The sequence below is a fragment of the Pseudomonas sp. ANT_H4 genome (assembly GCF_008369295.1).
Classification (GTDB): Bacteria; Pseudomonadota; Gammaproteobacteria; order Pseudomonadales; family Pseudomonadaceae; genus Aquipseudomonas.
In genome coordinates this window covers 124,827-150,663 of record NZ_VOBG01000006.1, presented here as the reverse complement: position 1 = coordinate 150,663, position 25,837 = coordinate 124,827, and the positions used below count along the sequence as shown (strand labels likewise).

The following is a 25,837-nucleotide window of genomic DNA, read 5'->3' as shown; positions in this document are numbered from 1 at the left end:
AATGCCGAGGCAGCATACGCCGGTTCACGCCTTGCTCAAATCGCTCTGCATATCCCCCAGCAGCATCGGCATTTGCTCGCCAAACAGGTGTGGGTAACACTTCTCCAGATGAGCGAAGAAAAATTTCTCGGGCACATCGGCAAATTGCCCGTGGTCCACCACGTACTCCATGGAGCGTTGGCCCTTACGGTTGAACGGGTGGAAAACACTGTCGTTGATACCGTCGAAATCCAGCGGCGGCACGTCGAACAATTCACACAGTTGCTGGTTGAACGCCGGCGTGGCCTTGACCCAGCGCCCCTGCAAATACAACTCGGTGTAGCCGTGCATGGCGAACACGTCGCTTCTGAGCAATTCGATCAAACGCGGCGTCGACAGGTGATTGCGCACGTCGGCCAGGCCGATGCGCGACGGTATGCCGCAATGCCTGGCGCAGGCAGCAAGCAGGGTGGCCTTGGGCACGCAATAGCTTTGGCCGGCAGCCAAGGCGTAACTGCCACTCAGGGTTTGCGGATCGCGGCTGAAGGTGTAAGGGTTGTAGCGCACCGCCTCGCGGACGGCGTAATAAAGACTGACTGCCTGGTCACAGGGGTCAGCACTCGAACCGCGGTGTTTTTCGGCGAACTCCACCACCGCTGGGTGGTCACTATCGATGAAGCGGCTGGGACTCAAGTACGCATTCATGGGGTTAATCTCCGAGGCAAGCCTGGAGTCTAACCACAGGTCCGGCCCTGGGATAACGACGATTCGGCCAAATGTCGGCGCCTGATACCCATGCATTAACAACATGGCCCGGCACACCACGTAACACCCTGATCACCCGTTTGTTCGGATGCCGACTAAGCTCTGAGGTGATTTCGCCCCTGGTTTCACGGAGGATTGAATATGCTGTTGTTGTGGATACTGGTTCTGGTGGTCGGCATTGCCTACCTGGCACACCGCCGCACCGCGCCCCTGCCCGCCCTGGGTGTGGTCGCCGTCTACCTGTTGGCCATGGGCGCCTTCAGCCATGCGCCGGGCTGGTTGCTGCTGGTCTTCTGGGTGCTGATCGCCGTCGTGGCCGCTCCCCTGCTGCTGCCGGACCTGCGCCGCAAGTACTTCACCGCGCCGCTGTTCAACTGGTTTCAGAAAGTTCTGCCGCCAATGTCCGAGACCGAGCGCGACGCCATCGACGCCGGCACTGTGTGGTGGGATGGCGAACTGTTCAGCGGTCGCCCCGACTGGGACAAACTGCTGGCCTACCCCAAGGTGCAGTTGACCGAAGAAGAGCAGGCCTTTATCGACGGCCCTACCGAAGAACTTTGCGCCATGGTCAGCGACTGGGAAATCGGCCAGGCCATGGACTTGCCGCCCGCCGCCTGGGAGCACATCAAGCAGCACGGCTTTTTTGCCCTGATCATCCCCAAGGAATTTGGCGGCAAGGGCTTCTCGGCCTACGCCCACTCCCAGGTCGCCATGAAGCTGGCGACCCGTAGCGGCGACCTCGCCTCCACCGTGATGGTCCCCAACTCACTGGGCCCGGCCGAACTGCTGCTGCATTACGGCACCGATGAACAACGCAACCACTACCTGCCGCGCCTGGCCCGTGGCGATGATATTCCGTGCTTCGCCCTTACCGGCCCGCTGGCCGGCTCCGATGCCGGCGCCATGCCCGACACCGGCGTCATCTGCAAAGGTGAATGGGAAGGCCAGGAAACACTGGGCCTGCGCCTAAATTGGGAAAAACGCTACATTACCCTCGGCCCGGTCGCCACCTTGCTGGGCCTGGCCTTCAAGGCCTACGACCCGGATCACCTGCTGGGCGATGAAGAAGACCTGGGCATCAGCCTCGCGCTGATCCCCACCGAAACTCCCGGCGTAGAGATTGGCCGCCGTCATCTGCCGCTGGGTGCGGCATTCATGAACGGGCCTAACTCCGGCAAGGATGTATTCATCCCGCTGGAATTTCTTATCGGCGGCCAGGAAATGCTCGGCAAGGGCTGGATGATGCTGATGAATTGCCTGTCGGTGGGCCGTTCGATTTCCCTGCCGGCTGTCGGCACTGGCGCAGCCAAGTTCACCAGCCTGGTGACTGGCCAATACGCCCAAGTGCGGGAACAGTTCAACGTACCACTGTCGGCCTTTGAAGGTATCCAGGAAGCCCTGGCCCGTATCGGCGGCAACGCCTGGCTGATGGACAGTGCGCGCATGCTCACCGCCAACGCGGTAGACCTGGGCGAAAAACCCTCGGTGCTGTCGGCAATCCTCAAGTACCACCTGACCGAACGCGGTCGCGAGTGCATCAGCCACGCCATGGACGTACACGGTGGCAAGGGCATCATCATGGGCCCCAACAACTACCTGGGCCGCAGCTGGCAAGGCGCGCCGATCTTCATCACCGTGGAAGGCGCAAATATTCTGTCACGTAACCTGATGATCTTTGGCCAGGGGGCCATTCGTTGCCATCCATTCGTGCTCAAGGAGATGGCCTTGGCCGGTCGAGAAGACCATGACCAGGCGCTGAAAGAGTTCGATGGCCTGTTGCTGCAACACATCGGTTTTGCCGTGAGTAACGCTGCCAGTACCCTGGTGCTGAACCTGGGCTTCGGGCATTTCGAAAAAGCGCCTGGCAACCGTTTGAGCCAAGGCTATTTCCGCGCCCTCAATCGTCAGGCAGCTGCGTTTGCCCTGCTGGCGGACCTGAGCATGATGCTGCTGGGCGGCGAACTTAAACGCCGCGAACGCCTGTCGGCGCGCCTTGGGGATGTGCTCAGTCATATGTACCTGGCATCGGCGGCGCTCAAGCGTTACCACGACCTCGACTCACCCGATCATCTGCGTCCGTTGTTCGCCTGGGCCATGGAAGAAAGCCTCGGCCATTCGGAGCGGGCACTGGATGAACTGCTGACCAACTTCCCGAACAAGGTGCTGGGTTGCCTGCTGCGGGTGATCGTGTTCCCGTTCGGTCGTCGCCACAAGGGTCCGTCCGACGCTCTGGATGCCGAAGTCGCCGCTGTGATTGGCCGTGCCAAGGGCGATCCAACCCTGGAAGAATTGCTGGCTGGCTGCTATCGCCCGCAATCGGCCGAGGACCCGGTGGGCGCGCTGCAACATGCCTACGACCTGCTGGCCGTCAGCCATCCATTGCAGAAAAAACTCCACTTAGCCCTCAAGAGCGGCCAGCTCAAGCCAGCCGCCGGGGAACATGCCATCGACGCCGCGCTGCAAGCCGGCGTGCTGCAACCGGCCGAAGCGCAGACCCTGCGTGACGCCGAAGCGGCACGACGCAAGGTGATCGACGTGGATGACTTCAGCAAGGAAGAGCTGGCCCAGACGGAAGGAAAAGTCCGCTGAGTCCAACGGTCATATAAAAGCGGGCGCTAGAGCTATATACTCTCGCGCCCGTTTTGCTCTTGAGGACTTATCTCGTGTCCAACGTCGTTGCCGATCATCTCGCCTTGCTCGACCACCTGCGCAGCATCCTGGTTGCCGTCGGTGAAGCCGAACAGGTTCCCGAGGAAAGCCACGCGCTGTTCCTGGAGCGTTTCGACGAACTGCGCGCCCTGCTGCCCATCGACCCGATCGAAAGCCAATACCTGGGCCAGGACATGATGAGCCAGGTCATCCTGCGCTACCCGCAAATTGCCCATCTGGTACCGCGTGACCTGCTGTGGTTCTTCGGCGGTGATTGCCTGCACTTCATGCCGGACGACGAACTGGACCTGTACCAGGCCCTGGAAGAGCGTCGCTTCGAAGCCGAGCAGAATGACGAACCGTTTGACTGGAACCAGGAAAAGCAGTTGTTGGCCATGTCCAATGACCAGCCCAAGCACTGATTAGCGATCAACTGTAGGAGCGAGCACGCTCGCTCCACAATTAACGTAACGTCGGCTCCCTCGCCATGCACTCCACCAGATAATCAATAAACACCCGCAACTTCGGCGGTAGATACCGCGTGGGTGAATGCAGCAACCACGCATCGCCGTGGTACGACGCAATAAAATCCCAGTCCGGTAATACCTGCACCAGCGCCCCCTCGTCTAAGACATGGCGCGCCGTGAAATACGGCAAGCTGCCAATCCCCACATGCTGCAACACCGCATCCAGCCGCACCCCCGTGTGATTGGCCGCATAACGCCCGCGCACGCCGATCGTCACTGCCTTGCCACCCTGGCGGAATTTCCAGCGTGCATCCCCCGGCGTTTCGCCCAGATAGATGCAGCTGTGCTCCAGCAAATCATGGGGATGCCTTGGTATGCCGTGTTGCGCCAGGTACTGCGGCGTAGCGCAAAGCAGATGCTCGATAGGCAACAACTGCCGCCCCACCAACCCCGGCGGCGGGCTATCGGTGATGCGGATGCTCAGGTCGACGTTATCGTCGATCAAGTCCACATGCCGATCTTCCAGGATCAACTGTACATCCACCTTGGGATAACGCCGTAGAAACTCCGGCATATGCGGATGCACCACAAACCGCTCACTGCCTTGGGCACGCCGACCCGCACCAGCCCTTCGGCTTCATGGGTGTACTGGCCGCTGATTTGCATCACCGAGCGCGCCGCGTTGAGCATTTCCCGGCAACGCTTGAACACCTCCTCACCGCCCTCGCTCAGGCGCAGCTTGCGAGTGGTGCGTTGCAGCAGGCGAGTAGCCAGGGCCTTTTCCAGACGCGAGATGCTGCGACTCACCGCCGACGGTGAAACCGCCATCTGCCGGGCCGCCTCGGAGAAGCTGCCGGTTTCCACCACTTTTACGAAAGTCGCCATTTCACCCAACAACGGCAAAGGAAGATTGATGCTCATGACGCACAGATCCATTGAAATCTGAATGGATTATCACCTATCAACGCACTACCTATACTACCGAGCAGAACCTTGATGCGGATGTAGACAATGACCCAGCGCCTGTTTTTCACCCATGACCACCTGATTGCTGACGTTGAAGTGCTGGCGTGCACGCCTCACGAAGAGCAGTTTGCCGTGGTCCTGCAGTCGACGATCTTCCATCCCCTGGGTGGCGGCCAACCCTTCGACACCGGTTGGCTGGGTAACAGTACCGTGCTGAAGGTGGCACAAGAGGCGGATCGCATCGTGCATTACGTCGATCAGCCGGTCGCCCTCGGCCCCTTACAGGCGCGCGTCAATGAAGAGCGGCGCGCCTGCACACGCACCTGCACTCGGCCGGGCATTTGATCGGCAATGTCGGTGAGACCTTGGGCTGGATGCCGATCAAGGCCCATCACTGGCCGGGCGAAGGGAAGATCACGTTTATACGGGGAGAATCAGCGCAAGCCATGGATGCCGACACCATTGAAAACCAGGCCAATCAGTGGATCGCCGCCGACTTGCCACGCCATATGGGGCTCGAAGACGGCACCCGTGAAGTCGGCTTCGGCGACCTGCCGGCTTACGCCTGCGGCGGTACTCACGTGCAGGCCCTGAGAGAAGTGGGCAAGGTGACAATCCTCGCCCTGGCCGAGAAAAAAGGCGTGCTGTCGGTGCGCTACAGCATTGACTGAACCGCTTCCTGTCAACGACAGGCAACAGCGCCGAGGACCGACGGAGGGCTGCGGTACATCCAGGCGCACCATGAACCCTTACCTATAAAAAACGCACAAACAAAAACGCCGCTCATTACTGAGCGGCGTTTTTGTTAAATATGGAGCGGGAAACGAGACTCGAACTCGCGACCCCGACCTTGGCAAGGTCGTGCTCTACCAACTGAGCTATTCCCGCAATGGCGTCCCCTAGGGGACTCGAACCCCTGTTACCGCCGTGAAAGGGCGGTGTCCTAGGCCACTAGACGAAGGGGACACGCGTACAACATTCACTACTCAACTGCGCTTTGCTGTGTGCTTTACGCTGTAAGTGGCGCGCATTGTATGGATGGACTTGGATGTCGTCAACCCCCAAGGATAAATTTATTTAAATCAATGACTTCGCGGCCCTATACCGGCCCTGTCGGGCATTTTTGCCGCCCAGGGTTTGGCGCCTATATTCTGGCGCCCGACAAGACGCTATAGTTCGCACCAACAAATGATGGCAATGTGCATCCATACAGGCACCACTTACTTATATAGAGGAAAGGACTGACTCAGCTCGTCGATCACTCCTATCCGCCACATGCACCAATCACTACACTTCAACACACATCCAATAAAGAGGTCACACCGGTGACACCACTCATGATCACCCTGCTGGTAATAGCCGGGATCGTAATACTGATCGCCATTGGCTACATGAACCACGTGGTGGAAAACAACAAGCTGGAAAAGGCCCGGACCCAGATCGAGCTCAATGACCGTCTGCGGCGCTGTGGCGAAATCACCGAGACCTTTCCTGGCCAATTGATGACCCCGGCGCTCAAGCTGTTACTGACCCGCCTGGAACTGAACGCCAATCAACGCCTGCTGCACCTGAGTAAATCCAGCGCCGCCCTCAAGGCACGCATTGCGGAACTGAACGCGCTGGTGGCTCAGGGCGAATCGATTCCGGTGAATAACCCGCCAGGGCCGATTCAGACCGAGGCCAAGGCCAAGGACGTGCGCTTCCTGCTGGAAGCTCTGCACGGCCAAGTCACGCGCGCAGCCCAGGACGGCTTTTTGCCGACCAATGAGGCCAAGCACTGGATCAAGGAAATTCGCCACATCCTGGTGCTGCTGCACATTGAGTTCTTCAACAACCTCGGCCAGCAGGCCTTGCAACAGGCCCAACCGGGTCAGGCGCGCTTGGCGTTTGAACGCGGAGTCCAGTATCTGCGCAAGCAGCCTGAGCCTGCCATCTACAGCCAACAACTGCAGTCCCTGGAAAAGCAACTGGCCCGCGCCAACTCTATGGTGCTGACCAACATCCAGCCCGCCGAAGATGAGGTCAATGAGTTGACCGAAGGCTTGAAAGTCGTGGATGCCGATGCAGACTGGAAGAAGAAGGCGATTTACGACTGACACCCTCCCTGATCGCTGTGCCCGCGCAGCGATCAAAGGCGGAAGTGCCCGACCATCCCCTTGAGTTCTGCCCCCAAGTGCGCCAGCTCAATGCTCGACGCGGCATTGCCCTGCATGCTCAATGCCGATTGATCGGCACTGGCACGAATGCTGGTGACGCTGCGATTGATCTCTTCGGCCACCGAGCTTTGCTCCTCAGCCGCCGCCGCGATCTGTTGGTTCATCTGCTGAATCAACGACACCGCTGCCGCAATACTGCCCAGGGCACTTTCCGTTTCGAGGGCGTCGCTCACGGCCAGCTTGACCAACTCACCGCTCTGCTTGATTTGCTGCACCGAAGACTGCGCCGCGCTGCGTAATGTACTTACCAGCCGCTCGATTTCTTCGGTCGATTGCTGGGTCCGCTTGGCCAACGCCCGAACCTCATCGGCCACTACTGCAAATCCGCGCCCTTGCTCGCCTGCCCGTGCAGCTTCGATGGCCGCATTGAGCGCCAGCAAATTAGTTTGTTCGGCCACGCTTTTGATCACACCCAGCACAGTGCCGATGTTCTGGATTTCTGCACTCAAGCTCTCGATGCTGGTACTTGCGGACGTCGCAGAATTGGCCAGCAGCTCGATGCGCTGCAGACTCTGGCGCACCACTCGCTGACCACTGTCAACCTTATCGTCGGCTGTCTGCGCCGCCTGGGCCGCCTCCTCGGCGTTGCGCGCGACGTCGTGCACCGTGGCAGTCATTTGGTTCATCGCCGTGGCGACTTGTTCGGTTTCTTCTTTCTGGCTGCTGACTTCGATATTGGTCTGCTCGGTCACGCTGGACAGCGAATGGGCAGAACTGGCCAATTGCTCGATACCGGCCTGCAAGCCGCTGACCATGCTGCTCAAACCATTGCCCATCTGCTGCATCGCTAGCATGAGCTGGCCGATCTCATCGCGGCGGCTCACTTCCATGCGACCGCTGAGATCCCCTGCGGCAATTTGCTGGGCGACGGCGATCACGCTGCGCAACGGCGCGACGATCAACCGGGTGATCACCCACGCGGCAATCAGCCCCACCAGCAAGGCCAGGGCCGAAGAACCGATGATCAGCAACGCGCTTTTCTTTAGTTGCCCCTGCATCGATTGATCTTCGGCGTCGTAGGCCTGGTTGACCCGTGATACCACCTGGTCGGCGCGCTCATGCAGTTGCTGGTACACCACTTTTTCCTGGGTCAGCAGGACGGTGTATTCCCCGAGTTTTTCGCTGAAGGCGGCGATATGCCCAGCCACTTCATTGAGCACCGTTTGATAACCGGGGTCCTTGACCGTGGTTTTCAGTTGCTCGGCCTGGGCCAAGGCCTGGTCGGCCTGCTCGATCTTACCTTGCCCGGCATTCTCCTCATCGCCCTTGCGGCTTTGATCCAGGCGCACATGCGCTTCGTTCATGGCTTGCAACATCAAGCGCGAGACCTGGCCGACTTGACCCGCCTGCTCGATAAAATCGGCGCCCTCCTTGCCCTGGCTTTCCTTTAGGCCATAAGCGCCATCATCGGCCAGCCCGGCCTGCAGCACATCGAGGTTATTGGAGACGCTGGAGACGGACCAACTGGCCATTTCCAGCGCCAGGTCCTTGGCCTGGGTCAGTTCGACAAACTCGTCAAACGCCTTGCGATAGGCACCCAGAGCCTGCTCCACGTCAGTCATTACCGGCACATTGGCGGCAGACTGCTCCTTGAGAATCTGCGCCTGGGCCAACAACGCATCGACGCTTTCATGCAAGGCGTCAACGGACTTGGGGTCGGCGTGCAGTGCGTAGTCCTGCTCGATCAGGCGCACCTTCAACAGGCCACTGTTGAGCGAGGACATGGCCTTAAGGCCTTCGAACCGCTGCCCGATGGTTTGCAGGGACCACACCCCAATGGCAGCCACCAAGGCCGTCAGCAGCAGCACCAAGGCAAACCCCAGGCCCAGTTTCCTTGCCATACCGAGGTTGGCAAAACGTCGTTGCACGGCCGAAATCATTGCACTGAATCCTCTTGGAGTGGCGAATGCCATCAAGCCCACTGTCCATACAGCGAGATTCGCAACGAGAGGCCCCGGTGCACAAGACGTTGGCGCCGGAATAATGGCAAAAAGCTACATTCCCGTCGTTTTCAGAATGGTGGAGGTCGATCCTGCAGGGCCCATGGCCTTGAACAGCGCCAGGGCACATTGATCAGAAGCATAGGCCACATTGATGCGCAGCCAGTCGCTGTTTTCTCCCGTCGGGCTGAACAACGTCCCTGGTGAAAGCAACACCCTTAATTTGCGGGCCCGCGCCTCCAGCATGGACCTGTCGCTTGTGCCCGGCCTGGCCCAGAGGAACATCCCTCCCGCCGGCACGGCAAAGACCTCCCACTCCTCATCCTCCAGCACCTGCAAGGTCATCGCCATTCCCGTGCCCAATCGTCGACGCAGGCGCTGTAGCCACTTGCGGTAGGTACCATTGGCCAGAAGGCTGGCCACCACCGCCTCGGCGAACCGCGAGGTGCCGATGCCGGTCAGGGTTTTGACCTTGAGCAGTTGAACAATGATCGCCGCGCTGGCGGTGAGATACCCCACCCGCAGGGCGCTGCTCAGGGTCTTGGAAAAACTTGAGACATAGATGACCCGGCCCTCATGAGGCAACGCCGAGAGCCGGGTGCAGCTGGCATGTTGCAGATCGCCGTAGACATCCTCCTCAATGATGAAGAAGTCCCGAACATGGGCCAGATGCAGCAAGCGCTCAGCTACTGCCTGGGAAAGGCTGGTACCGGTCGGGTTGTGATAAAGGCTGGTGATGAACAGGCACTTGGGACGATGATCAAGCAACAACGCTTCCAGTGCCGGGATATCCGGGCCGCTGCGGGTCCTGGGGACCTCCAGCAGTTTGACGCCATGGAACGCCAGCATGCGATACAGGTTGCCGTGTCCCGGTTTTTCAATCACCACGGTGTCGCCAGCCTTGAGCAGCGTGCGTATCAACAGATCCTGGGCATGGCTGGCGCCGTGGGTGGTCAGGATGCGGTCGGCGCTGGTGACCACCTGAATGTGAGCCAGACGCTTGAGCAGTTGTTCACGCAACGCCGGCAAGCCGAGGGGCGTGCTGTAGTTGAACACCCCGGCGGTGTCGGTGCGAGCGACTTCACGAATCGCATAACTGATGTCATCGCTCTCGCGCCAGGTGTCGGGCAGCCAGCCGCATCCCAGTTTCAGCTCACCCAGTTGGTTATCGGTAAAGCGCCCCCAACCCAGCTCCGCCCCCTCATACCATTGGCTCTCGCCCCTGAGGCTGCCGGCGGCAGGTTGCTGGGCGACGAAAAACCCGAACCGTGCCTTGAGGCCAGCAACCCTTCGGCCACCATTCGTTCGAATGCCTCGACCACGCTGGATTGGCTGAGCAGGTTGTCATGAGCCAGCTTCCGTATGGAGGGCAAGCGTGTCCCGGGGCTCACTGCGCTCTCGCGAATCCACACGGCCACCGCACTGACGATTTGCTGCACTACTGGTACAAGGGCTTGTCGATCGATCCCTAAATCCATGAGCCACTCACTTCACTGTTTGTCATTCAACCCAAAACAGTTAAGCACAGAAGCTTGCGAGCGCCCCATCCAGCGACTCATTAACACTTTGATTTTATTGAATTATTTATCTATCGAAACACATCTTGACGAGGCATCTTGCCATCTACGGAAAAGTCTCACAGCACCCTAAATGACGTTCTGAGCAGCAAGCGCCATCTGATTCCTAAATGGCAGTCGCACCACCGTCGACTGCGAGCGCCTGACCTGTGGTGAACGCAGCACCGTCGCTGCACAAATAGAGGACCGCACTGGCGATTTCCTCGACCGTACCGATACGCCCGACCGGATGCATGGCCGCCGCAAACTCGGCTTTTCTCGGGTCGGCTTCATAGGCGCGGCGAAACATGTCAGTGTCAATCACTGCCGGGCACACGGCATTGACGCGAATTTTCTTCTTCGCATACTCAATCGCTGCCGATTTGGTCAGCCCAATCACCGCGTGCTTGGAAGCTGCATAGATACTCATCTTTGGCGCCGCACCCAACCCGGCAACCGAGGCCGTGTTGACGATCGCCCCGCCGCCCTGGGCCAAGAGCAGAGGTAACTGGTATTTCATGCACAACCACACGCCCTTGACGTTGACGTTCATGATGGCATCGAACTCATCCAGGCTGCCGTCGGCCAGCTTGCCTTTTTCAATCTCGATACCGGCGTTGTTGAAGGCGTAATCCAACCGACCATAGGTAGCCATAGCCTGCTGCATAAGCTGCTGCACGTCAGCTTCCAGGGTGACGTTGCAACGCACGAAGACCGCTTCGCCTCCGGCCTGGTGGATCAGCGCGACCGTGCCCTCGCCGCCCGCCGCGTCCAGATCGGCGACCACCACTTTCAAGCCTTCTGCGGCAAAAGCCAGGGCCGTAGCGCGGCCTATACCCGCAGCCGCACCGGTCACAAGGGCGACCTGGCCGGAAAATATCATGCTCATGGTGATGTCCTTAGATGAATACCTGTTGGCCCAGTCTAGTCAGTGGCAGCAACCGCGCGTCAGCACTATCAGAAGGCCGGTTATGTACTCATGAGTGGTAGTGATAAGCCAGCATGGATCACTATCAGCGCAGTGTATCTACGGCCATTCGCACCCTCGGCACCGCTTGCCCCTCAGGCCGAGAGGGTCTATCAATCAAGGTTCATTTATTGAGAGTCCCTGCCATGACTGCCCAGACCAACCGCCAATTTCTGCTCGCCAAACGTCCGGTCGGCGCGGCCACCCGGGAAACCTTTACTTACCAGGAAGTGCCGGTGGGTACTCCTGTGGACGGCCAGGTTCTGGTGCGCAATGAATACCTGTCCCTCGACCCGGCCATGCGCGGCTGGATGAACGAAGGCAAATCCTACATTCCACCGGTAGGCATCGGCGAAGTAATGCGGGCACTGGGCGTCGGCAAGGTCATCGCCTCGAACAATCCGAAATTCGCCGTCGGGGACTACGTCAACGGCGCCTTGGGTGTACAGGATTACTTCCTGGGAGAGCCCCGTGGTTTCTACAAGGTCGACCCAAAACTGGCACCGCTGCCACGTTATCTGTCAGCGTTGGGCATGACCGGCATGACCGCCTACTTCGCCCTGCTCGACACCGGTGCGCCCAAGGCCGGGGAGACCGTGGTCATTTCCGGTGCGGCCGGTGCGGTCGGCAGCATTGCCGGGCAAATCGCCAAGATCAAAGGTTGCCGCGTGGTGGGGATTGCCGGCGGTGCAGACAAGTGCAAATTCCTGGTGGATGAACTGGGCTTCGACGCCGCCATCGACTACAAAAACGAAGACGTCCACGCCGGACTCAAACGCGAATGCCCGAAAGGTGTGGACGTGTACTTCGACAACGTCGGCGGCGACATTCTCGACGCAGTACTGAGCCGCCTGGCGTTGAAAGCACGGGTGGTGATCTGTGGCGCCATCAGCCAGTACAACAATAAAGAGGCCGTGAAAGGGCCAGCCAACTACCTGTCATTGCTAGTCAATCGGGCGCGTATGGAAGGTTTTGTGGTGATGGATCATGCGGCGAACTTTGCCGCCGCTGGGCAGGAGATGGCCGGCTGGATGGCGCAGGGCAAGCTCAAGAGCAAGGAAGATATCGTCGAAGGGCTGGAGACGTTCCCTGAAACGTTGATGAAATTGTTCAACGGGGAGAACTTTGGGAAGTTGGTGCTGAAGGTCAACTGATACACCGCCCCAACCCTGTGGGCATGGTCAGTGTGGGAGCTTGACTTGTCGGATCGCCGCATCGCGGCGATAGCATCGCCTAGGTGTTACTGAAAGACCGGGTCGCCTGCATCGCGGGCAAGCCCGGCTCCCACATTGACCGAGCCCTCCTTGAGATCGAGTGAATCAGGCGATCTCGGCCACCACCGCCGCCAGGGCCTTGGCTGGGTCGGCCGCCTGGCTGATTGGGCGACCGATCACCAGGTAATCGGAGCCGGCATCCAGCGCCTGACGTGGGGTCAGGATACGGCGCTGGTCGTCCTGGGCGCTGCCCGCTGGGCGAATCCCTGGAGTGACCAATTGCAGCGATGGGTGGGCGGCTTTCAACGCCTGGGCTTCCAGTGCCGAGCAAACCAGACCGTCCAGACCCGCTTTTTGTGCCAATGCAGCCAGGCGCAGCACTTGCTCCTGTGGCTCGATATCCAGGCCGATCCCGGCCAGGTCTTCACGCTCCATGCTGGTCAGTACGGTCACGCCGATCAACAGCGGCTTGGGACCGCTGCGCTGATCCAGCACTTCACGGCAGGCGGCCATCATGCGCAGGCCGCCGGAGCAGTGCACATTGACCATCCACACACCCATTTCGGCGGCGGCCTTGACCGCCATGGCGGTGGTGTTGGGGATGTCGTGGAATTTAAGGTCCAGGAACACCTCAAAACCTTTGTCACGCAGAGTACCGACGATTTCCGCGGCGCAACTGGTGAACAGTTCCTTGCCGACCTTGACCCGGCAAAGCTTGGGGTCCAACTGGTCAGCCAGCTTCAGTGCGGCGTCACGGGTGGGGTAATCCAGGGCGACGATGATAGGAGTCTGGCAGACGGACATTGGAATGGGCTCTCAGGCAAGTCGAAATCGGCGCGGATTGTAGCGCAAGCAGCGCCTTTGCGGGATCCGATGATCGGTAAATCCTCAGGTTGCGCGCATTGATGGGCAATATTATCGGTCGTCGGGAATATATTTCAAAGCTGATACATTCATGACATGCCTGCAACACCCCCGCAGCTTAGCCTCCCTCGCAAGACCCGAAAGTCCAGCACTTCCAGCCATCGGGCTGGGCGCCTATGCTGAACGCAACAACCTAGCCGCCGTCTCTGCGCGTGGCGGCCAACCAGGCAGATGATCGCACCATGCATACCCCTTCCGTTCTGCTGAATAACGAGCAAAAAGGCGCGGTTCCCGCTGATGAAAAACGCTGGAACACCCGCGCGCTGATCGTCGACGACGATGTGCCGATCCGCGAACTGCTGATCGATTACCTGGCGCGCTTCAATATTCTCGCCAGCGGCGTGACCGACGGCACTGCCATGCGCCAGGCCATGCAAGCCGAAACCTTCGACGTGGTGGTACTCGACCTGATGCTGCCCGGCGAAGACGGCTTGTCGCTGTGCCGCTGGCTGCGGGCCGAGTCAGACATCCCGATCCTAATGCTCACCGCCCGTTGTGAACCCACCGACCGCATCATCGGCCTGGAACTGGGGGCCGACGATTACATGTCCAAGCCCTTCGAACCCCGGGAGCTGGTGGCGCGCATCCAGACCATCCTGCGCCGGGTACGCGATGACCGCACTGAACAGCGGGCCAATATCCGTTTCGACAACTGGCGACTCAACAGCGTGCTGCGCCAACTGGTGGCCGATGACGGCCTGGTGGTGCCGCTGTCCAACGCCGAGTTTCGCTTGCTGTGGGTATTCATCGAACGCCCGCGCCGGGTATTGAGCCGCGAGCAACTGCTGGATGCGGCCCGTGGTCGCTCCATCGAAGCCTTTGATCGCAGCATCGACCTGCTAGTCTCGCGCTTGCGGCAAAAACTGGGCGATGACCCCAAAGCCCCGCAATTGATCAAGACCGTGCGCGGCGAAGGCTACCTGTTCGACGCCCGGGATATCGGCTGATGCGCAACGCCTTCAACACCCTGTTCGGCCGGTTGTTCGGTGTGTTGCTGGTGGCCATCGTACTGGCCCATGTGCTCGCCATCTTCTGGTTTCACCACTATGGCCAGCCTCCGCCGCCGCCAGAGTCAGCCGAGGTGACGCTGGAACAAGCAGACGGCACGACGCCAACCCTGCTGCGCAAGCACCCTACGCGTCCCTGGTTCGGCGGCCCGCTGGTGCCGCTGACCTTTCAGTTTATCTCTCTGATCATCGCGGCCTGGTACGGCGCCAAGCTGCTCAGCCGGCCGATCCAGCGCTTGAGCGCGGCGGCCGAGCGCTTGAGCCTTGATCTGAACAGCCCGCCACTGAGCGAATCCGGCCCTCGGGAAGCCCGACAAGCGGCGTCGACGTTTAACATGATGCAAAAACGTATCCGCGAGCAGGTCAGCCAACGGGCACGCATGCTTGGCGCCGTCTCCCACGACCTGCGCACCCCGCTATCACGGCTCAAGCTGCGCCTGGAACAGGTCGAGGACACAAAGTTGCAGGGCCAGATGCGCCAGGACCTGAACGACATGATCGGCATGCTCGACGCCACCCTCAGCTACCTGCACGAACAACGCACCGGCGAAAGCCGACAGTGGCTGGACGTCCAGGCGCTGGTGCAGTCGCTCAGCGAAAACGCCCAGGACCAGGGCTCGGACGTTCAATGCAGCGGTGAATCCGTGCCGTTGCAGGTGCAGCCGATGGCCCTGCGCTCATGCCTGAATAATCTGCTGGATAACGCGCTGCGCTATGCCGGCACTGCCCGCATCGAGCTGACGGACAGTCCCCAGGCGCTGGTGATCAGAGTGATCGACCATGGGCCGGGAATTGCCACTGACAAGCGCGAAGCAGTGTTTGAACCGTTTTATCGCCTGGAAGGCTCGCGCAACCGCAACTCCGGCGGCGTAGGGCTGGGGATGACCATCGCCAAGGAAGCGGTGGAGCGGCTCGGTGGAAAGCTGGGCCTGGAAGAGACGCCAGGCGGTGGGCTGACGGCGGTGATGTGGTTGCCCCGCGCCTGATCATTCACCATCAGGCTGACCAAGCTTGTCTTCCCGCCGCGCCTGAGCCTGCGTCGTACTCCAATCGGTCAATAGGCTATAAGCCACCGCCAACAACGTCGGCCCGATAAACAAACCGATAAAGCCGAACGCAATCAACCCGCCGAACACCCCCAGCAGCACGATCACCAATGGCAGGTTGCCGCCGCGGCTGATCAGGTACGGCTTAAGCACGTTGTCGACGCCGCTGATGATAAAAGTGCCCCAAACACCGAGGAATACCGCGTAGGTGTAATCGCCCTTCCAGGCCAGCCAGGCCGTGGCCGGAATCCACACCAGCGGCGGGCCCATGGGGATCAGGCTGAGCAGGAAGGTGACGACCCCCAGCACCAGCGCCCCGGGTACACCTGCGATCATGAAGCCGATCAGTGCCAGCACCGCCTGAGCCGCAGCGGTGCCGATCACGCCGTTGACCACCCGCTGCACCGTACCCGCCACCAATTCGATGTAGTAACCGGCGCGGTCGCCGATCAGGCGCTCCAGCAAGCGATGGATGAACATTGCCAGCCGTGGCCCATCGCGGTAGAAAAAGAACACGAACACCAGGCTCAGGGTCAGCTCCAGTATCCCGCCGCCAATCTGCGCACTGCGGGCCAGCAGCCAGTTGCCGACCTGCCCCAGGTACGGTTTGAGGGTCACCATCAAGGCAGCGCCCTGCTGGTCGATGCTGTCCCACAGGCCCACCAGCCGCTCGCCGACAAAGGGAAGTGAGCCCAGCCAGGTTGGCGCTTCGGGCAAGCCGTCGACCTGGATGTCCTTGATAAGCACCACGGCATCACGCACATGGTCGGCCAGGTTGAATCCCAGCCAAACCAGAGGCACAGCGACCAGCAGCATCCAGCCCAGCGTCAGGACCCCGGCAGCCAGGGATTCTCGGCCCTTCAGCCAGCGGGTCAGCAGGCGCATCAACGGCCAACTGGCAAAGGCCAGCACCGCGCCCCAGAACAGCGCCGACCAGAACGGCGCCATCACCCAGAAGCTGGCACCAAACAGCACCAGGAGCAGGATCTGCACCAGCAGGCGATCGTTGTTGAGCATGTGGTTTCTCGAAAAGAAGTCTGTAAGAGGAGAGCTTAGGCGAACGGCGCGGGTCCGTTCGCCCTGAAACGGTCAGCGCAGCAATTGCAGGTGCAGGCCCTTGGCCTCGGCGGTCCCGGTTTCCATCCGCGCGGCACGCACGCCCTTGTCGATCAAGCCCTGACGCCAGGCTTCGGCATTGGGGCCTGTCAGACTGACCCGCAAGGTGGCGTCCAGGTTCAATCCACGGGAAATCAAGGTCAGCCACGTGGCGTCAAGATCGGCCCCCAGAGCGGGAAAGTCCAGCTCGCCCGTACTTTTAAGCTCGCGCAACAAGGTTGCCGAGGTCGGCAGCAAATCTCCCAATGGCGCACTGGCGTCGAGTTGCTCGACATGCAGATAGGCCCGACGATTGCCACGGGTGATGCCATACAGCGCCACCAGGGAGTTGTCCTGGGGGGCCGCCAGGCGTAGCAGCAGATATTCCTGCTGGCTGTCGGCGCCGACCAGCTTCGCATTGCCGAAGACCTCATTGGCCCACAGGCTGCTTTCCCCGCAATCACGTGCCTGGCACCAAAACAGCAACTGCGCGCCCTGCTCCTGCAACGCTTCGCGCGTCGCGGTGAAGGCGGCACTGGAGGTGTGTTCGGCGGGCAACTCATAAGTGATGGCGGTGGCCTGGCCGCGAGCAGTGGCCTGGCCTTCGTAGCGCAACTGGCCGCTGATCTTGCGGATCGAACCCATCGGGTAGATGCGTTCCTTCTCTTGCGCCGGGCGGTAATCGACGATCTGTGCATCGGCCTGACGGGCCACGGCTGGCAAATCCTGGCTTCCTGGCAAGTCGGCAGCGAACACCAGCGGGCTGAAACAGCACAGACCCAAAATACGGATAAATCCTTTCGGCATACTCATCGGCTCAGCAAGCCCTGGCCATTCGGGGTCGCTGCGGTGTTGAAATCGTTCATGGTTGACTCCCTTTCAATCCGCCCAGCCTCGGCAGTTGCCCCCGCCAAGTCAAGGCATGGTGAAGAACCGATTGAAACAGTCTGCAACAAGGGCAGCTCCGGATGCGTCGTTCAAGTGCAAATGATGGCCTCCGGGCAACCGCGCCACATTGAACGGAAGCTGGGAAAACAGTTCGGGATGTTTCGCCAGCATGCCGTCTTCGGCGACCACCAACTGTGTAGGACAGGCGACTCTGCGCACGAACGCCATGGCCTGTTCTTCCGTCAGGCGCATCGGCGAAGCCAGGGTCAAGCGGCTGTCGCTGCGCCAGGTATAACCACCCGGCACCGGCATCAGCCCCCGCTGGGCCAGGAGTTCTGCGGCTTCACGGCTGACCGCCACCACGCCTTTCATCCGCGCTTCGATGGCACGATCAAGGGTGCTGTACACCGGTTTGCGCTTGTCTTGCAGGTTCAACTGCGCCTGCAACGCCATTCCCAGGCGCTCGGCGGCATTCTCGCCGGTGGCGGTCGGCGGGATCACGCCGTCGATCAACCCCAGGTGCGTCACACGCTCGGGCAAGGCGCCGGCCAACACCAGGGAAACGATGGCGCCAAGGGAGTGGCCAAGTAATGCAAAACGTTTCCAGCCCAGTTGTTCGGCCACTTGCAGCACATCGTGGACATAGTCCCACAAGGCATAACCGGCCCCCGCCGGCCGATGGGCCGAGTGACCGTGGCCGGCCATGTCCAGGGCAATGATGCGCAAGCCACTGAGTTGGGGGGCCAGGCGGGCGAAGCTGTTGGCGTTGTCCAGCCAGCCATGCAGGGCGATAACCGGCAGACCGTCTTCAGGCCCGAACAAATGCGCGGCCAGCTCAATATGCGGCAGGCTGAGGCGAACCTCTTCGACGGGTGTGGTCATGCGCAACTGCGCTCGCGTTGGCGGGTTTCCCAGCGGGCAAACAGGTTCTTGATCAAGGTCGCGGTGTCCTGGGGGCGCTCAAGGGGAAACATGTGGCCGCCGGGCATGGTCAGCATCTCGCCCATGGGCAGACGTGCCACACCACTGGCATGGTGGCGCATGACTACCCGGCTCTGCCGGCCGCGCACCACCGCCAGCGGCACTTTTAATTGCCGGGTCTGCCCGGGACTGGTGTGGGGCACTCCGCGGTAGATGCTGATCTCGGTAGCGGGGTCAAAACACAGGCGCAGGCGGTCGCCCACCTGGTGCAAACCATGTTGCAGATAGGCTTCCAGGCATTCAGGGTCAAAGCCGCGAAACAGGGTCTTGCCGGAAAAGTAACTGCGGGCGGCGTCGAGGTCGGCGAACTCTTCGCGCCGACCCAGGGTACGACCGGCCGGAGTCAAGCGGTCGATAAAGCCAAAACGCTTGGCCGCGCGAATTACCCAGCGGTCGGCCAGGGTCAGCACCGGCGAGTCCAGCATCACCACCCCGCGATACAGCTGCGGGCAGCGCATGGCGGCGTGCAGGTGCAGCACGCCACCCAGGGAGTGGCCCACGCCCCACACAGGCTCCGGTTGCTGTTCGAGGTGGTGGATCAACTCGTCCACCAGGTTCTGCCAGTTGTCGTCCACCGGAAACCTGGGGTCATGACCGTGCTGCGGCAAATGTGCGACGACGTACTCCGGGGCCAGGGCGGCAAACAACTTGCCGTAGGTCGCCGAAGGAAAGCCATTGGCGTGAGCAAAAAACACGTGCTGCGACATACCGGTTCCATCACTAAAAACAGAGGTTGATTGTCACCATGCGCGGCACCGACAGCAATGACTGTAACTGCCAGGAATGATGACACTCATGCTACGCCTATCGAGCCGGCGGACTCTCGCCCAAAGGCACCACCGCCATCGTCAGGCGCGATACACAACTGGTCTTGCCTTCATCGCTGGTCAGGCGAATGTCCCAGACATGGGTAGTGCGACCGATATGGATAGCCTTGGCCACCGCCGTGACACGCCCGGAACGCAGGCCCCGCAGGTGGTTGGCGTTGATTTCCAGGCCCACGCAATAGAACTTGCTGGCGTCGATGCACAGGTAGCTGGCCATGGAGCCCACGGTTTCCGCCAGCACCACCGAGGCACCGCCGTGCAGCAGGCCATAAGGCTGATGGGTGCGGTGATCGATCACCATGCTGGCGGTCAGGGATTGATCGTCAAACGCTTCGAAGCGAATATCCAGCACTTCACCGATGGTGTTTTTCTGGATGCCATTCAATTGCTCGATATTGGGAAGGGTGCGCCACAGGCTCATTAACGTGTCCTTATTGATTTTATGAGTGCTCAATCCTGCCACAGCACCGCCTCGGAACGCTCGCTCCAGGCCTGGAACTGTGACCCGTACTTTGATTCGATCACATTGCGCTTGATCTTCAGGGTGGGGGTCAGAAAACCGTTTTCCACTGCCCAACTGTCTTTCACCACCACCAGTCGATGCAAGCGCTCATGTTTATCCAGGACTTGGTTGACCTCCTCCAGCAGGCGCTCCAGGCTGCCTTGCAAGGCATGACGTGCAGCACCGGCCGCCTCTTGCACGCCCACCGCCGATAACACACACAGACCCATCGGGGCAGCCATACCATCACCCACGACGCACACCTGCTCGATCCGCCCATGCTCCGCCAGGCGGTTTTCAATGGGCGCTGGCGCCACGTATTTGCCCTTGCTGGTCTTGAATATTTCCTTGAGGCGCCCGGTGAGCCGCAAACGGCCTTCACCATCCTGCTCGCCCTTGTCGCCAGTACGCAGGAAACCGTCCTCGGTAATCGTCTCGGCCGTTTTGACCGGGTCCTTGAAGTAACCGAGCATGGTCGCACCGCTGCGCACCTGGACTTCCCCGGCGGGATCAATGCGCACCTCAACCTGCGGACACGGCAGGCCAATCCAGCCGATTTTCTGTTGGCCGGGACGACAGACATGGGAGTAGCCGCAGCCTTCGGTCATGCCGTAGACCTCCAGTACATCCAGGCCCAGGCGCCGGTACCAGCGCAGCAACGCCTCGGGCACCGGTGCTGCCCCGCAAAGCGCGACACGCACCGCGTCCAGCCCCAGCCCGACGAGCACCTTGTGGCCCACGTGCTTGCCGATAAACGGTAGGCTCAACAACCGCTCCAGGCGCTTTTCCGGGATTTTGCTGTAGACGCCCATCTGGAATTTGGTCCAGATCCGTGGCACACCGAATAAAGCCGTCGGCCGGGCCCGCTGCAGATCCGTAAGAAAAGTGTCGAGGCTTTCGGCGAAAAATACCGTCTGCCCGGTGTAGATCGAGGCCATCTCGACAAACATTCGCTCTGCCACATGGCACAGCGGCAAGTAGGACAGCAGGCGATCGCCCTCCCCCAGGCCGAACAATTGGGTACCGCGCACGGCGGCAAATCCCAGCGCGGCAAAACTGTGCATCACGCCCTTGGGCAGCCCAGTGGTGCCGGAGGTGTAGATAATGGTGGCCAAATCAGACGCCGCAGGCGCCGGGTCGTCCTGGATCGGTGAACAGCCCTGCAGGTCGGCCCAGGTGTAATCAAAGTCACCCTCGGGGCACAGCGGCAGACTGATGGTGGGCAAGCCAGCCTTGAAGCCGCAGGCCATGGCCGGCCAGTCGTCCAGTTTGCCGATAAACGCCAGGGCCGCCTCGGAATGCTCCAGGACATGGGCGACGGAATCAGCAGTGAGGTTGGGATACAGCGGCACCGAAACATGCCCGGCCATCCAGATCGCCAGGTCGGCGATGATCCAGTGGGCGCAGTTTTTCGAGATCAGGGCAATATGCGAACCCTGGGGCAGTTCACGCGAACGCAACCAGTGCGCGGCGCAGCGGGCCTGATGGCCGACCTCGCCCCAGGTGAGGGTCTGCACTTGACCGCCGCCGATGGGCTGGACCAGAAACCGTTGGCGCGGATGGCGCGCTTCACGTTCGAAGAAGACCTGCAGCGGCAAACGAAAAGCGACAGACATGGGACGCGCTCCTGTGTGTTCCGACGATAGCCAACCAAGCACTTGCTTGGTTGACTATATATCACACACAAATGGAGCGCGATGGGTCAGGGATTCTTGACGCTATTGAGGCTCATCAACCCCGCCAACGGGAAATCCCCTTCCAGCTCCGCCAGACTCGCAGTGCTCATGGGATGCGGCTGGCGCAGGTGCCCATGTTGCAAGAAGCTGATCAAACTCCCCACCAACGGCTGGTGACTGACCAACAGCACATTGTCATCGGTGTCGAGCTTATCCAGCACCTGAAGCGGACTGCAATCGGGGGTCAACCAGGGCTCCGTGCGTACTCCCGGCTCAAATCCCAACGCCTCACGCACCAATTGCGCCGTCTGCTGCGCCCGTACATAAGGGCTGGCAATGATGGCTTTGATCGGTTGGCCGATCAGATGGCCCGCACTGCGCAATACTTCTTCGCGGCCATGGACGGTCAGGTTGCGCTCGGCATCACTGCGGGCATGACTCTCGGCTTCACCGTGACGCAATACCCACACTTTCATAGCTTCGGTTCCTCATCACGCACTGGATGCGGTGCCGGCGGCACGCTGTGGGCAGCTTCGCCTTCCGGAGCACGGGGGGTTGGCCAATCGGCGAACGGCCAAGGCTTCTGCTCGCTGTGGAAGCTGCCGAAACGGCCGATCTGCGCCAGAAACTGGCTGAGGCTGTCGCCAACGTTCATCAGGCTCAGGTTCGGGGCGCCATAGACCAGGCGGTAGATCAGTTGCACCACCACCAGCGCGCCCAGGAGGAACTGCGCTACTTGCCACACCAGGGCAAACACCAGCATCCACAGGATGCGCAGGACAATGGATTCATATTTGGGTGCTGTTTTCGGATCGTTCATCGCGCGTTCCTCAGTTGAAACCACTGGTGGAAATAAAATCGACATCGGTTTTCGGCTCGGCGCGCATCAGCAGCTCGATGACCTGGTTCAAGGTGCGCCCTTCGAACAGAATCGCATGCAAACCGGCGACCAACGGCATATAGACACCAACTTCCTGGGCCTTGGCTTTCAGCACTTTCAGGGTGTTGACCCCTTCGGCCACTTCACCCAGGCGCGTTACCGCGTCTTCCAGGCTCAAACCCTGGCCCAGGGCGAAGCCGACCTGATAGTTGCGGCTTTTCGGCGACGAGCAGGTGACGATCAGGTCACCCACGCCGGCCAACCCCAGGAATGTCATCGGGTTGGCACCCTGATTGACCGCAAAACGGGTCATTTCCGCCAGAGCACGGGTAATCAGCATGCTCTTGGTGTTTTCCCCCATGCCCAGCGCCACGGCCATACCGGCAATAATCGCGTAGACGTTTTTCAGCGCCCCGCCCAACTCCACGCCAAAACGATCGGCACTGGCGTAGACGCGAAAGGTGCGGCCATGCAGCACTTTCTGGACCCGCTCACACAGTTCCTCGTCCTCGCTGGCGACCACCGTTGCGGTCAGCGCGTGCTCGGCTACTTCCCGCGCCAGATTCGGCCCGGACAGCACACCGATACGCGCTTGAGGGGCGATCTCTTCGAGGATTTCGCTCATCAGCTTGAAGGTGTGGGCCTCAATGCCTTTGGTCAGGCTGACCAGCAGCTTGCCGGCCAGGCGCTCGGCGTGGGGCGCCAGCACCGAACGCAAGGCGCTGGACGGCAGGGCGATGAAGCATAAGTCGCACGCGTCCAGAGTCGCCAGCAGGTCGGTGACCGGCGTGACAGCGGGATGAATCTTGATGCCTTTGAGGTAACGAGGGTTTTCCCGGTTAACTCGAATGGCCTCGGCCTGCTCGGGATCGCGCATCCACTGACGTACCTGATGACCGTTTTCAGCCAGCAGATTAGCCACGGCGGTACCAAAACTTCCGCCTCCCAGGACCGCAATAGGGCGCTGTTCAGTCATATGCAATCCGTTAATCCATACCAGTGGCGATGACGGCATTATACGGGCCGACCTGCTGGCGGCCAGCCCCCGTGTGATTTCCCGCGCTTGTCGGAAAAAGACCGAGTGAGGCACTGTAATTGCGATGGCAGCGACTGGCAAAAGCCCCCGCCTCAGTTAACATGGGCGGCTATTCGTAATTATCAAGGCCGTGCCGTGTATTTGGGCCCTCCTCCTCGCTCATCCTTCTTTCTGGCGCTGTTGTTCAGCACCCCGCTGCTTGCCGACGATCTTTTCCTCGACAGCCAACCGCTGCCGCAAGTCCTGACCGCCACCCGGCTCAAGCAGTCGGCTGCTGCCGTACCTGGCAGCATGACGGTGCTCGACAGCGAACTGATCAAGGCCAGCGGCGCGCGGGACATCGCCGAGCTGCTGCGGCTGGTACCGGGAATGATGGTCGGCTACACCACGGGCAACCAGGCCGCCGTCAACTATCACGGCACCAATGCCAGTGAAGCGCGGCGCATGCAGGTGCTCATCGACGGCCGCTCGGTGTACCGCGCTGGCCTGGCCACCGTGGACTGGAGCGACATCCCGGTGGCCATGGAGGATATCGAACGCATCGAAGTGTTCCGTGGGCCCAACACAGTCAGCTACGGCGCCAACGCGCTGATGGCAGTGGTCAACATCCTCACCCGCTCACCGGCCAACAGCCAGGGCACGCGGATGAAAGTCATCCGGGGCGAGCGCGGGATCAACGACTGGTACGCCAGCCAGGGCATGGGCTGGGAAACCGGCGACCTGCGACTTTCACTGTCCGGACAACAGGACGATGGTTTTGACAGCGACCGTGTCGGCGCCGACCGCCGCGACAGCAGGCGCCTGAGTCGCTTCAGCCTGGCTGTCAGCCAGACCTTGAACCAGCAACAAAGCATCGATTGGCAATTGAGCGCCAAGGAAGGGACCAACCAGCGCCCCTACACCTACACACCCGTGTTTGACGGGATTACCGAAAACGGCACCAATTCCGACGTCACTGCCAAGGACTATGCCGGCTCGTTGCGCTGGAATTTCGATTTCAATCCCGACCACAGCCTGTATATCCAGGGCTCGGCCCAGCAATGGGATCGCCGGCAAATCTGGAAAGCCTGCGATGCCAAAGTCTCGTTCAGCCCCGAACTGACGCAACTGTGGCAGCTCAATCCCAACTATGCCGAGAAGTTGGCGCGGCATATGGACGCATTCAGCCAGAATGGCGCGCCACCGGGCAGTGCGGCCGAACAGGCCCTGGGCAACCAAGTCCTGGGTCAATGGGAAAACGGCGGCAAAGACAGCGTCTGCGGCAACATCGACCAAAGCACCAAGGAAAGCCGCTACGACCTGGAGCTGCAAGACACCCTGAGCCTGTCCGACAGCCTGCGCCTGGTCAGTGGCCTGAATTACCGCTATGACCGCGCCGACTCCGACACCTACTTTAACGGCACCCTCGACGACACCACCTGGCGCCTGTTCGGCCACCTGGAGTGGCGCGCCAGCGAGCACTGGTTGCTGCAGGGCGGCGCGATGTACGAAAACACCCACCTGAGCGGCAACTCACTGACGCCAAGGGTCGCGGTCAACTACCTGATCAACCCGCGCCACGGCTTGCGCGCCGTGTACTCCGAAGCCATCCGCTCGCCGGACATGTTCGAGAACAACGTCAACTGGAGCTACCGAGTCACCAACCTCAGTTCCCCTGCCTATGGGCAGACCTCAGGCCAGTACTTCGTCAAGACACGCGGCCCGGGTAATCTCGACAAGGAGTTGATGCGCTCCCGTGAGCTGGGCTACAACGGCTTTTTCGCCGACATCGGGCTAAACCTCGATGTGAAGCTGTTCTATGACGAAATCACCGGCATGATCAGCGAACCGTTGCGCAACAATCAGTACATTGCCAGCAACACCAACAGCTCGCGTTTTATCGGTACTGAAACTCAGCTCGACTGGCACGTAAGCACTGCCGACCGCCTACGGCTGACCTATGCTTACGTCGACGCCAGCGCCAGCAACCCGCTCGACCAGCAACAAACAGCCCGCAACAGCGGCTCGGCCGGCTGGATGCGTGAGTGGGGCGCCGGCTGGTCCAGTGCGTTGTTCTATTATGGCGACGATGCACTCAACCAATATCGCTTCCAACGGGTCGACATGCGGGTGGCCAAACGCATTGCCCTGGGCAAAGCCAACCTGGAGCTGGCCGGCATGTTGCAACAACGGCTCGATAACCAGCCCACCACCTGGCCCAACAATAACTACGACCAGCGCCACGTGCTCTACTTCAGTGCGGAGTTAGAGTTGTAG

The 25,837-nt window shown here is 60.6% G+C and carries 20 protein-coding genes, 2 tRNA genes and 4 pseudogenes; 8 read left to right on the top strand and 18 right to left on the bottom strand.

The annotated features are described in order from the left end of the window. Positions 1-24: 24 nt before the first annotated feature. Positions 25-684: a transglutaminase family protein gene (locus FQ182_RS09995; RefSeq protein ID WP_149411485.1), complete on the bottom strand. Its 660-nt coding sequence runs from the start codon at positions 682-684 to the stop codon at positions 25-27. 201 nt (positions 685-885) lie between these two features. On the opposite strand from FQ182_RS09995, the gene FQ182_RS09990 reads away from it, so the two are divergent. Both FQ182_RS09990 and FQ182_RS09985 read left to right on the top strand, forming a co-directional pair. Further along, positions 886-3,333, top strand: a complete 2,448-nt coding sequence (locus tag FQ182_RS09990; RefSeq protein ID WP_149411484.1) for an acyl-CoA dehydrogenase — start codon at positions 886-888, stop codon at positions 3,331-3,333. A gap of 74 nt (positions 3,334-3,407) precedes the next feature. Beyond that, the gene (locus FQ182_RS09985) at positions 3,408-3,815 is read left to right on the top strand and encodes a PA2817 family protein (protein ID WP_149411483.1); all 408 of its coding nucleotides are present in this window, start codon (positions 3,408-3,410) and stop codon (positions 3,813-3,815) included. Positions 3,816-3,855: 40 nt separating this feature from the next. On the opposite strand, the pseudogene FQ182_RS09980 reads toward FQ182_RS09985, so the two are convergent. Continuing rightward, positions 3,856-4,781: pseudogene (locus tag FQ182_RS09980) on the bottom strand (LysR substrate-binding domain-containing protein). Positions 4,782-4,871: 90 nt separating this feature from the next. On the opposite strand from FQ182_RS09980, the pseudogene FQ182_RS09975 reads away from it, so the two are divergent. After that, positions 4,872-5,497 (top strand): annotated as a pseudogene (locus FQ182_RS09975) (alanyl-tRNA editing protein). 141 nt (positions 5,498-5,638) lie between these two features. On the opposite strand, the gene FQ182_RS09970 reads toward FQ182_RS09975, so the two are convergent. Beyond that, positions 5,639-5,714: transfer RNA gene (locus FQ182_RS09970), tRNA-Gly, on the bottom strand. Positions 5,715-5,716: 2 nt separating this feature from the next. Continuing rightward, a tRNA-Glu gene (locus FQ182_RS09965) sits at positions 5,717-5,792 on the bottom strand. Between the two features lie 359 nt (positions 5,793-6,151). Here FQ182_RS09965 and FQ182_RS09960 point away from each other — a divergent pair. Next, on the top strand, positions 6,152-6,922 hold the full coding sequence (locus FQ182_RS09960) for a hypothetical protein (RefSeq protein WP_149411482.1): 771 nt from the start codon (positions 6,152-6,154) through the stop codon (positions 6,920-6,922). Between the two features lie 32 nt (positions 6,923-6,954). Here FQ182_RS09960 and FQ182_RS30890 read toward each other — a convergent pair whose 3' ends face one another. The 4 genes and pseudogenes from FQ182_RS30890 to FQ182_RS09945 all read right to left on the bottom strand — a co-directional run bounded on the left by FQ182_RS30890 (position 6,955) and on the right by FQ182_RS09945 (position 11,427). After that, positions 6,955-7,797 (bottom strand): methyl-accepting chemotaxis protein, encoded by an 843-nt coding sequence (locus FQ182_RS30890; RefSeq protein WP_371923870.1) that lies wholly within the window; start codon positions 7,795-7,797, stop codon positions 6,955-6,957. A gap of 18 nt (positions 7,798-7,815) precedes the next feature. Beyond that, positions 7,816-8,040 (bottom strand): annotated as a pseudogene (locus FQ182_RS30885) (HAMP domain-containing protein); the annotation flags it as partial. A gap of 996 nt (positions 8,041-9,036) precedes the next feature. After that, a pseudogene (locus FQ182_RS09950) lies at positions 9,037-10,460 on the bottom strand (PLP-dependent aminotransferase family protein). Between the two features lie 205 nt (positions 10,461-10,665). Then, entirely contained in the window at positions 10,666-11,427 is a 762-nt protein-coding gene (locus tag FQ182_RS09945) for an SDR family oxidoreductase (RefSeq protein WP_149411480.1), read from the bottom strand. A gap of 224 nt (positions 11,428-11,651) precedes the next feature. Between FQ182_RS09945 and FQ182_RS09940 the strand changes: the two genes are divergently transcribed. Beyond that, entirely contained in the window at positions 11,652-12,659 is a 1,008-nt protein-coding gene (locus tag FQ182_RS09940) for an NADP-dependent oxidoreductase (RefSeq protein WP_133099032.1), read from the top strand. Positions 12,660-12,824: 165 nt separating this feature from the next. Here FQ182_RS09940 and pyrF read toward each other — a convergent pair whose 3' ends face one another. Beyond that, positions 12,825-13,523 (bottom strand): orotidine-5'-phosphate decarboxylase, encoded by a 699-nt coding sequence (gene pyrF / locus FQ182_RS09935; RefSeq protein WP_149411479.1) that lies wholly within the window; start codon positions 13,521-13,523, stop codon positions 12,825-12,827. A 302-nt stretch (positions 13,524-13,825) separates the two neighbouring features. On the opposite strand from pyrF, the gene FQ182_RS09930 reads away from it, so the two are divergent. Together FQ182_RS09930 and FQ182_RS09925 are read left to right on the top strand one after the other, a co-directional pair. Further along, a complete protein-coding gene (locus tag FQ182_RS09930) occupies positions 13,826-14,590 on the top strand; it encodes a response regulator (protein ID WP_149411478.1) in 765 nt (254 codons plus the stop codon). After that, the gene (locus tag FQ182_RS09925; RefSeq protein ID WP_149411477.1) at positions 14,590-15,636 is read left to right on the top strand and encodes a cell wall metabolism sensor histidine kinase WalK; all 1,047 of its coding nucleotides are present in this window, start codon (positions 14,590-14,592) and stop codon (positions 15,634-15,636) included. Before FQ182_RS09930 ends, FQ182_RS09925 begins: the two co-directional genes overlap by 1 nt. On the opposite strand, the gene FQ182_RS09920 is transcribed toward FQ182_RS09925, so the two are convergent. The 9 genes from FQ182_RS09920 to FQ182_RS09880 all read right to left on the bottom strand — a co-directional run bounded on the left by FQ182_RS09920 (position 15,637) and on the right by FQ182_RS09880 (position 23,521). Continuing rightward, on the bottom strand, positions 15,637-16,713 hold the full coding sequence (locus FQ182_RS09920) for an AI-2E family transporter (RefSeq protein WP_149411476.1): 1,077 nt from the start codon (positions 16,711-16,713) through the stop codon (positions 15,637-15,639). It abuts the gene before it with no gap. 72 nt (positions 16,714-16,785) lie between these two features. Next, entirely contained in the window at positions 16,786-17,604 is an 819-nt protein-coding gene (locus tag FQ182_RS09915) for a DUF4892 domain-containing protein (protein ID WP_149411475.1), read from the bottom strand. Between the two features lie 102 nt (positions 17,605-17,706). Continuing rightward, the gene (locus FQ182_RS09910; protein ID WP_149411474.1) at positions 17,707-18,561 is read right to left on the bottom strand and encodes an alpha/beta hydrolase; all 855 of its coding nucleotides are present in this window, start codon (positions 18,559-18,561) and stop codon (positions 17,707-17,709) included. Then, positions 18,558-19,367: an alpha/beta fold hydrolase gene (locus FQ182_RS09905; RefSeq protein ID WP_149411473.1), complete on the bottom strand. Its 810-nt coding sequence runs from the start codon at positions 19,365-19,367 to the stop codon at positions 18,558-18,560. The genes FQ182_RS09910 and FQ182_RS09905 overlap by 4 nt, the downstream gene beginning before the upstream one ends. 97 nt (positions 19,368-19,464) lie before the next feature. Beyond that, complete coding sequence (locus FQ182_RS09900) at positions 19,465-19,908, bottom strand: hotdog fold thioesterase (RefSeq protein WP_149411472.1); 444 nt, start codon at positions 19,906-19,908, stop codon at positions 19,465-19,467. A 29-nt stretch (positions 19,909-19,937) separates the two neighbouring features. Beyond that, positions 19,938-21,605: an AMP-binding protein gene (locus FQ182_RS09895; RefSeq protein ID WP_149411471.1), complete on the bottom strand. Its 1,668-nt coding sequence runs from the start codon at positions 21,603-21,605 to the stop codon at positions 19,938-19,940. Positions 21,606-21,691: 86 nt separating this feature from the next. Beyond that, positions 21,692-22,141 (bottom strand): phosphohistidine phosphatase SixA, encoded by a 450-nt coding sequence (gene sixA / locus FQ182_RS09890; RefSeq protein WP_149411470.1) that lies wholly within the window; start codon positions 22,139-22,141, stop codon positions 21,692-21,694. After that, entirely contained in the window at positions 22,138-22,485 is a 348-nt protein-coding gene (locus tag FQ182_RS09885) for a DUF4389 domain-containing protein (RefSeq protein ID WP_149411469.1), read from the bottom strand. The genes sixA and FQ182_RS09885 overlap by 4 nt, the downstream gene beginning before the upstream one ends. Positions 22,486-22,495: 10 nt before the next feature. Next, complete coding sequence (locus FQ182_RS09880; protein ID WP_149411468.1) at positions 22,496-23,521, bottom strand: NAD(P)H-dependent glycerol-3-phosphate dehydrogenase; 1,026 nt, start codon at positions 23,519-23,521, stop codon at positions 22,496-22,498. Between the two features lie 195 nt (positions 23,522-23,716). Here FQ182_RS09880 and FQ182_RS09875 point away from each other — a divergent pair, with 195 nt between their 5' ends. Then, entirely contained in the window at positions 23,717-25,837 is a 2,121-nt protein-coding gene (locus FQ182_RS09875) for a TonB-dependent siderophore receptor (RefSeq protein WP_149411467.1), read from the top strand.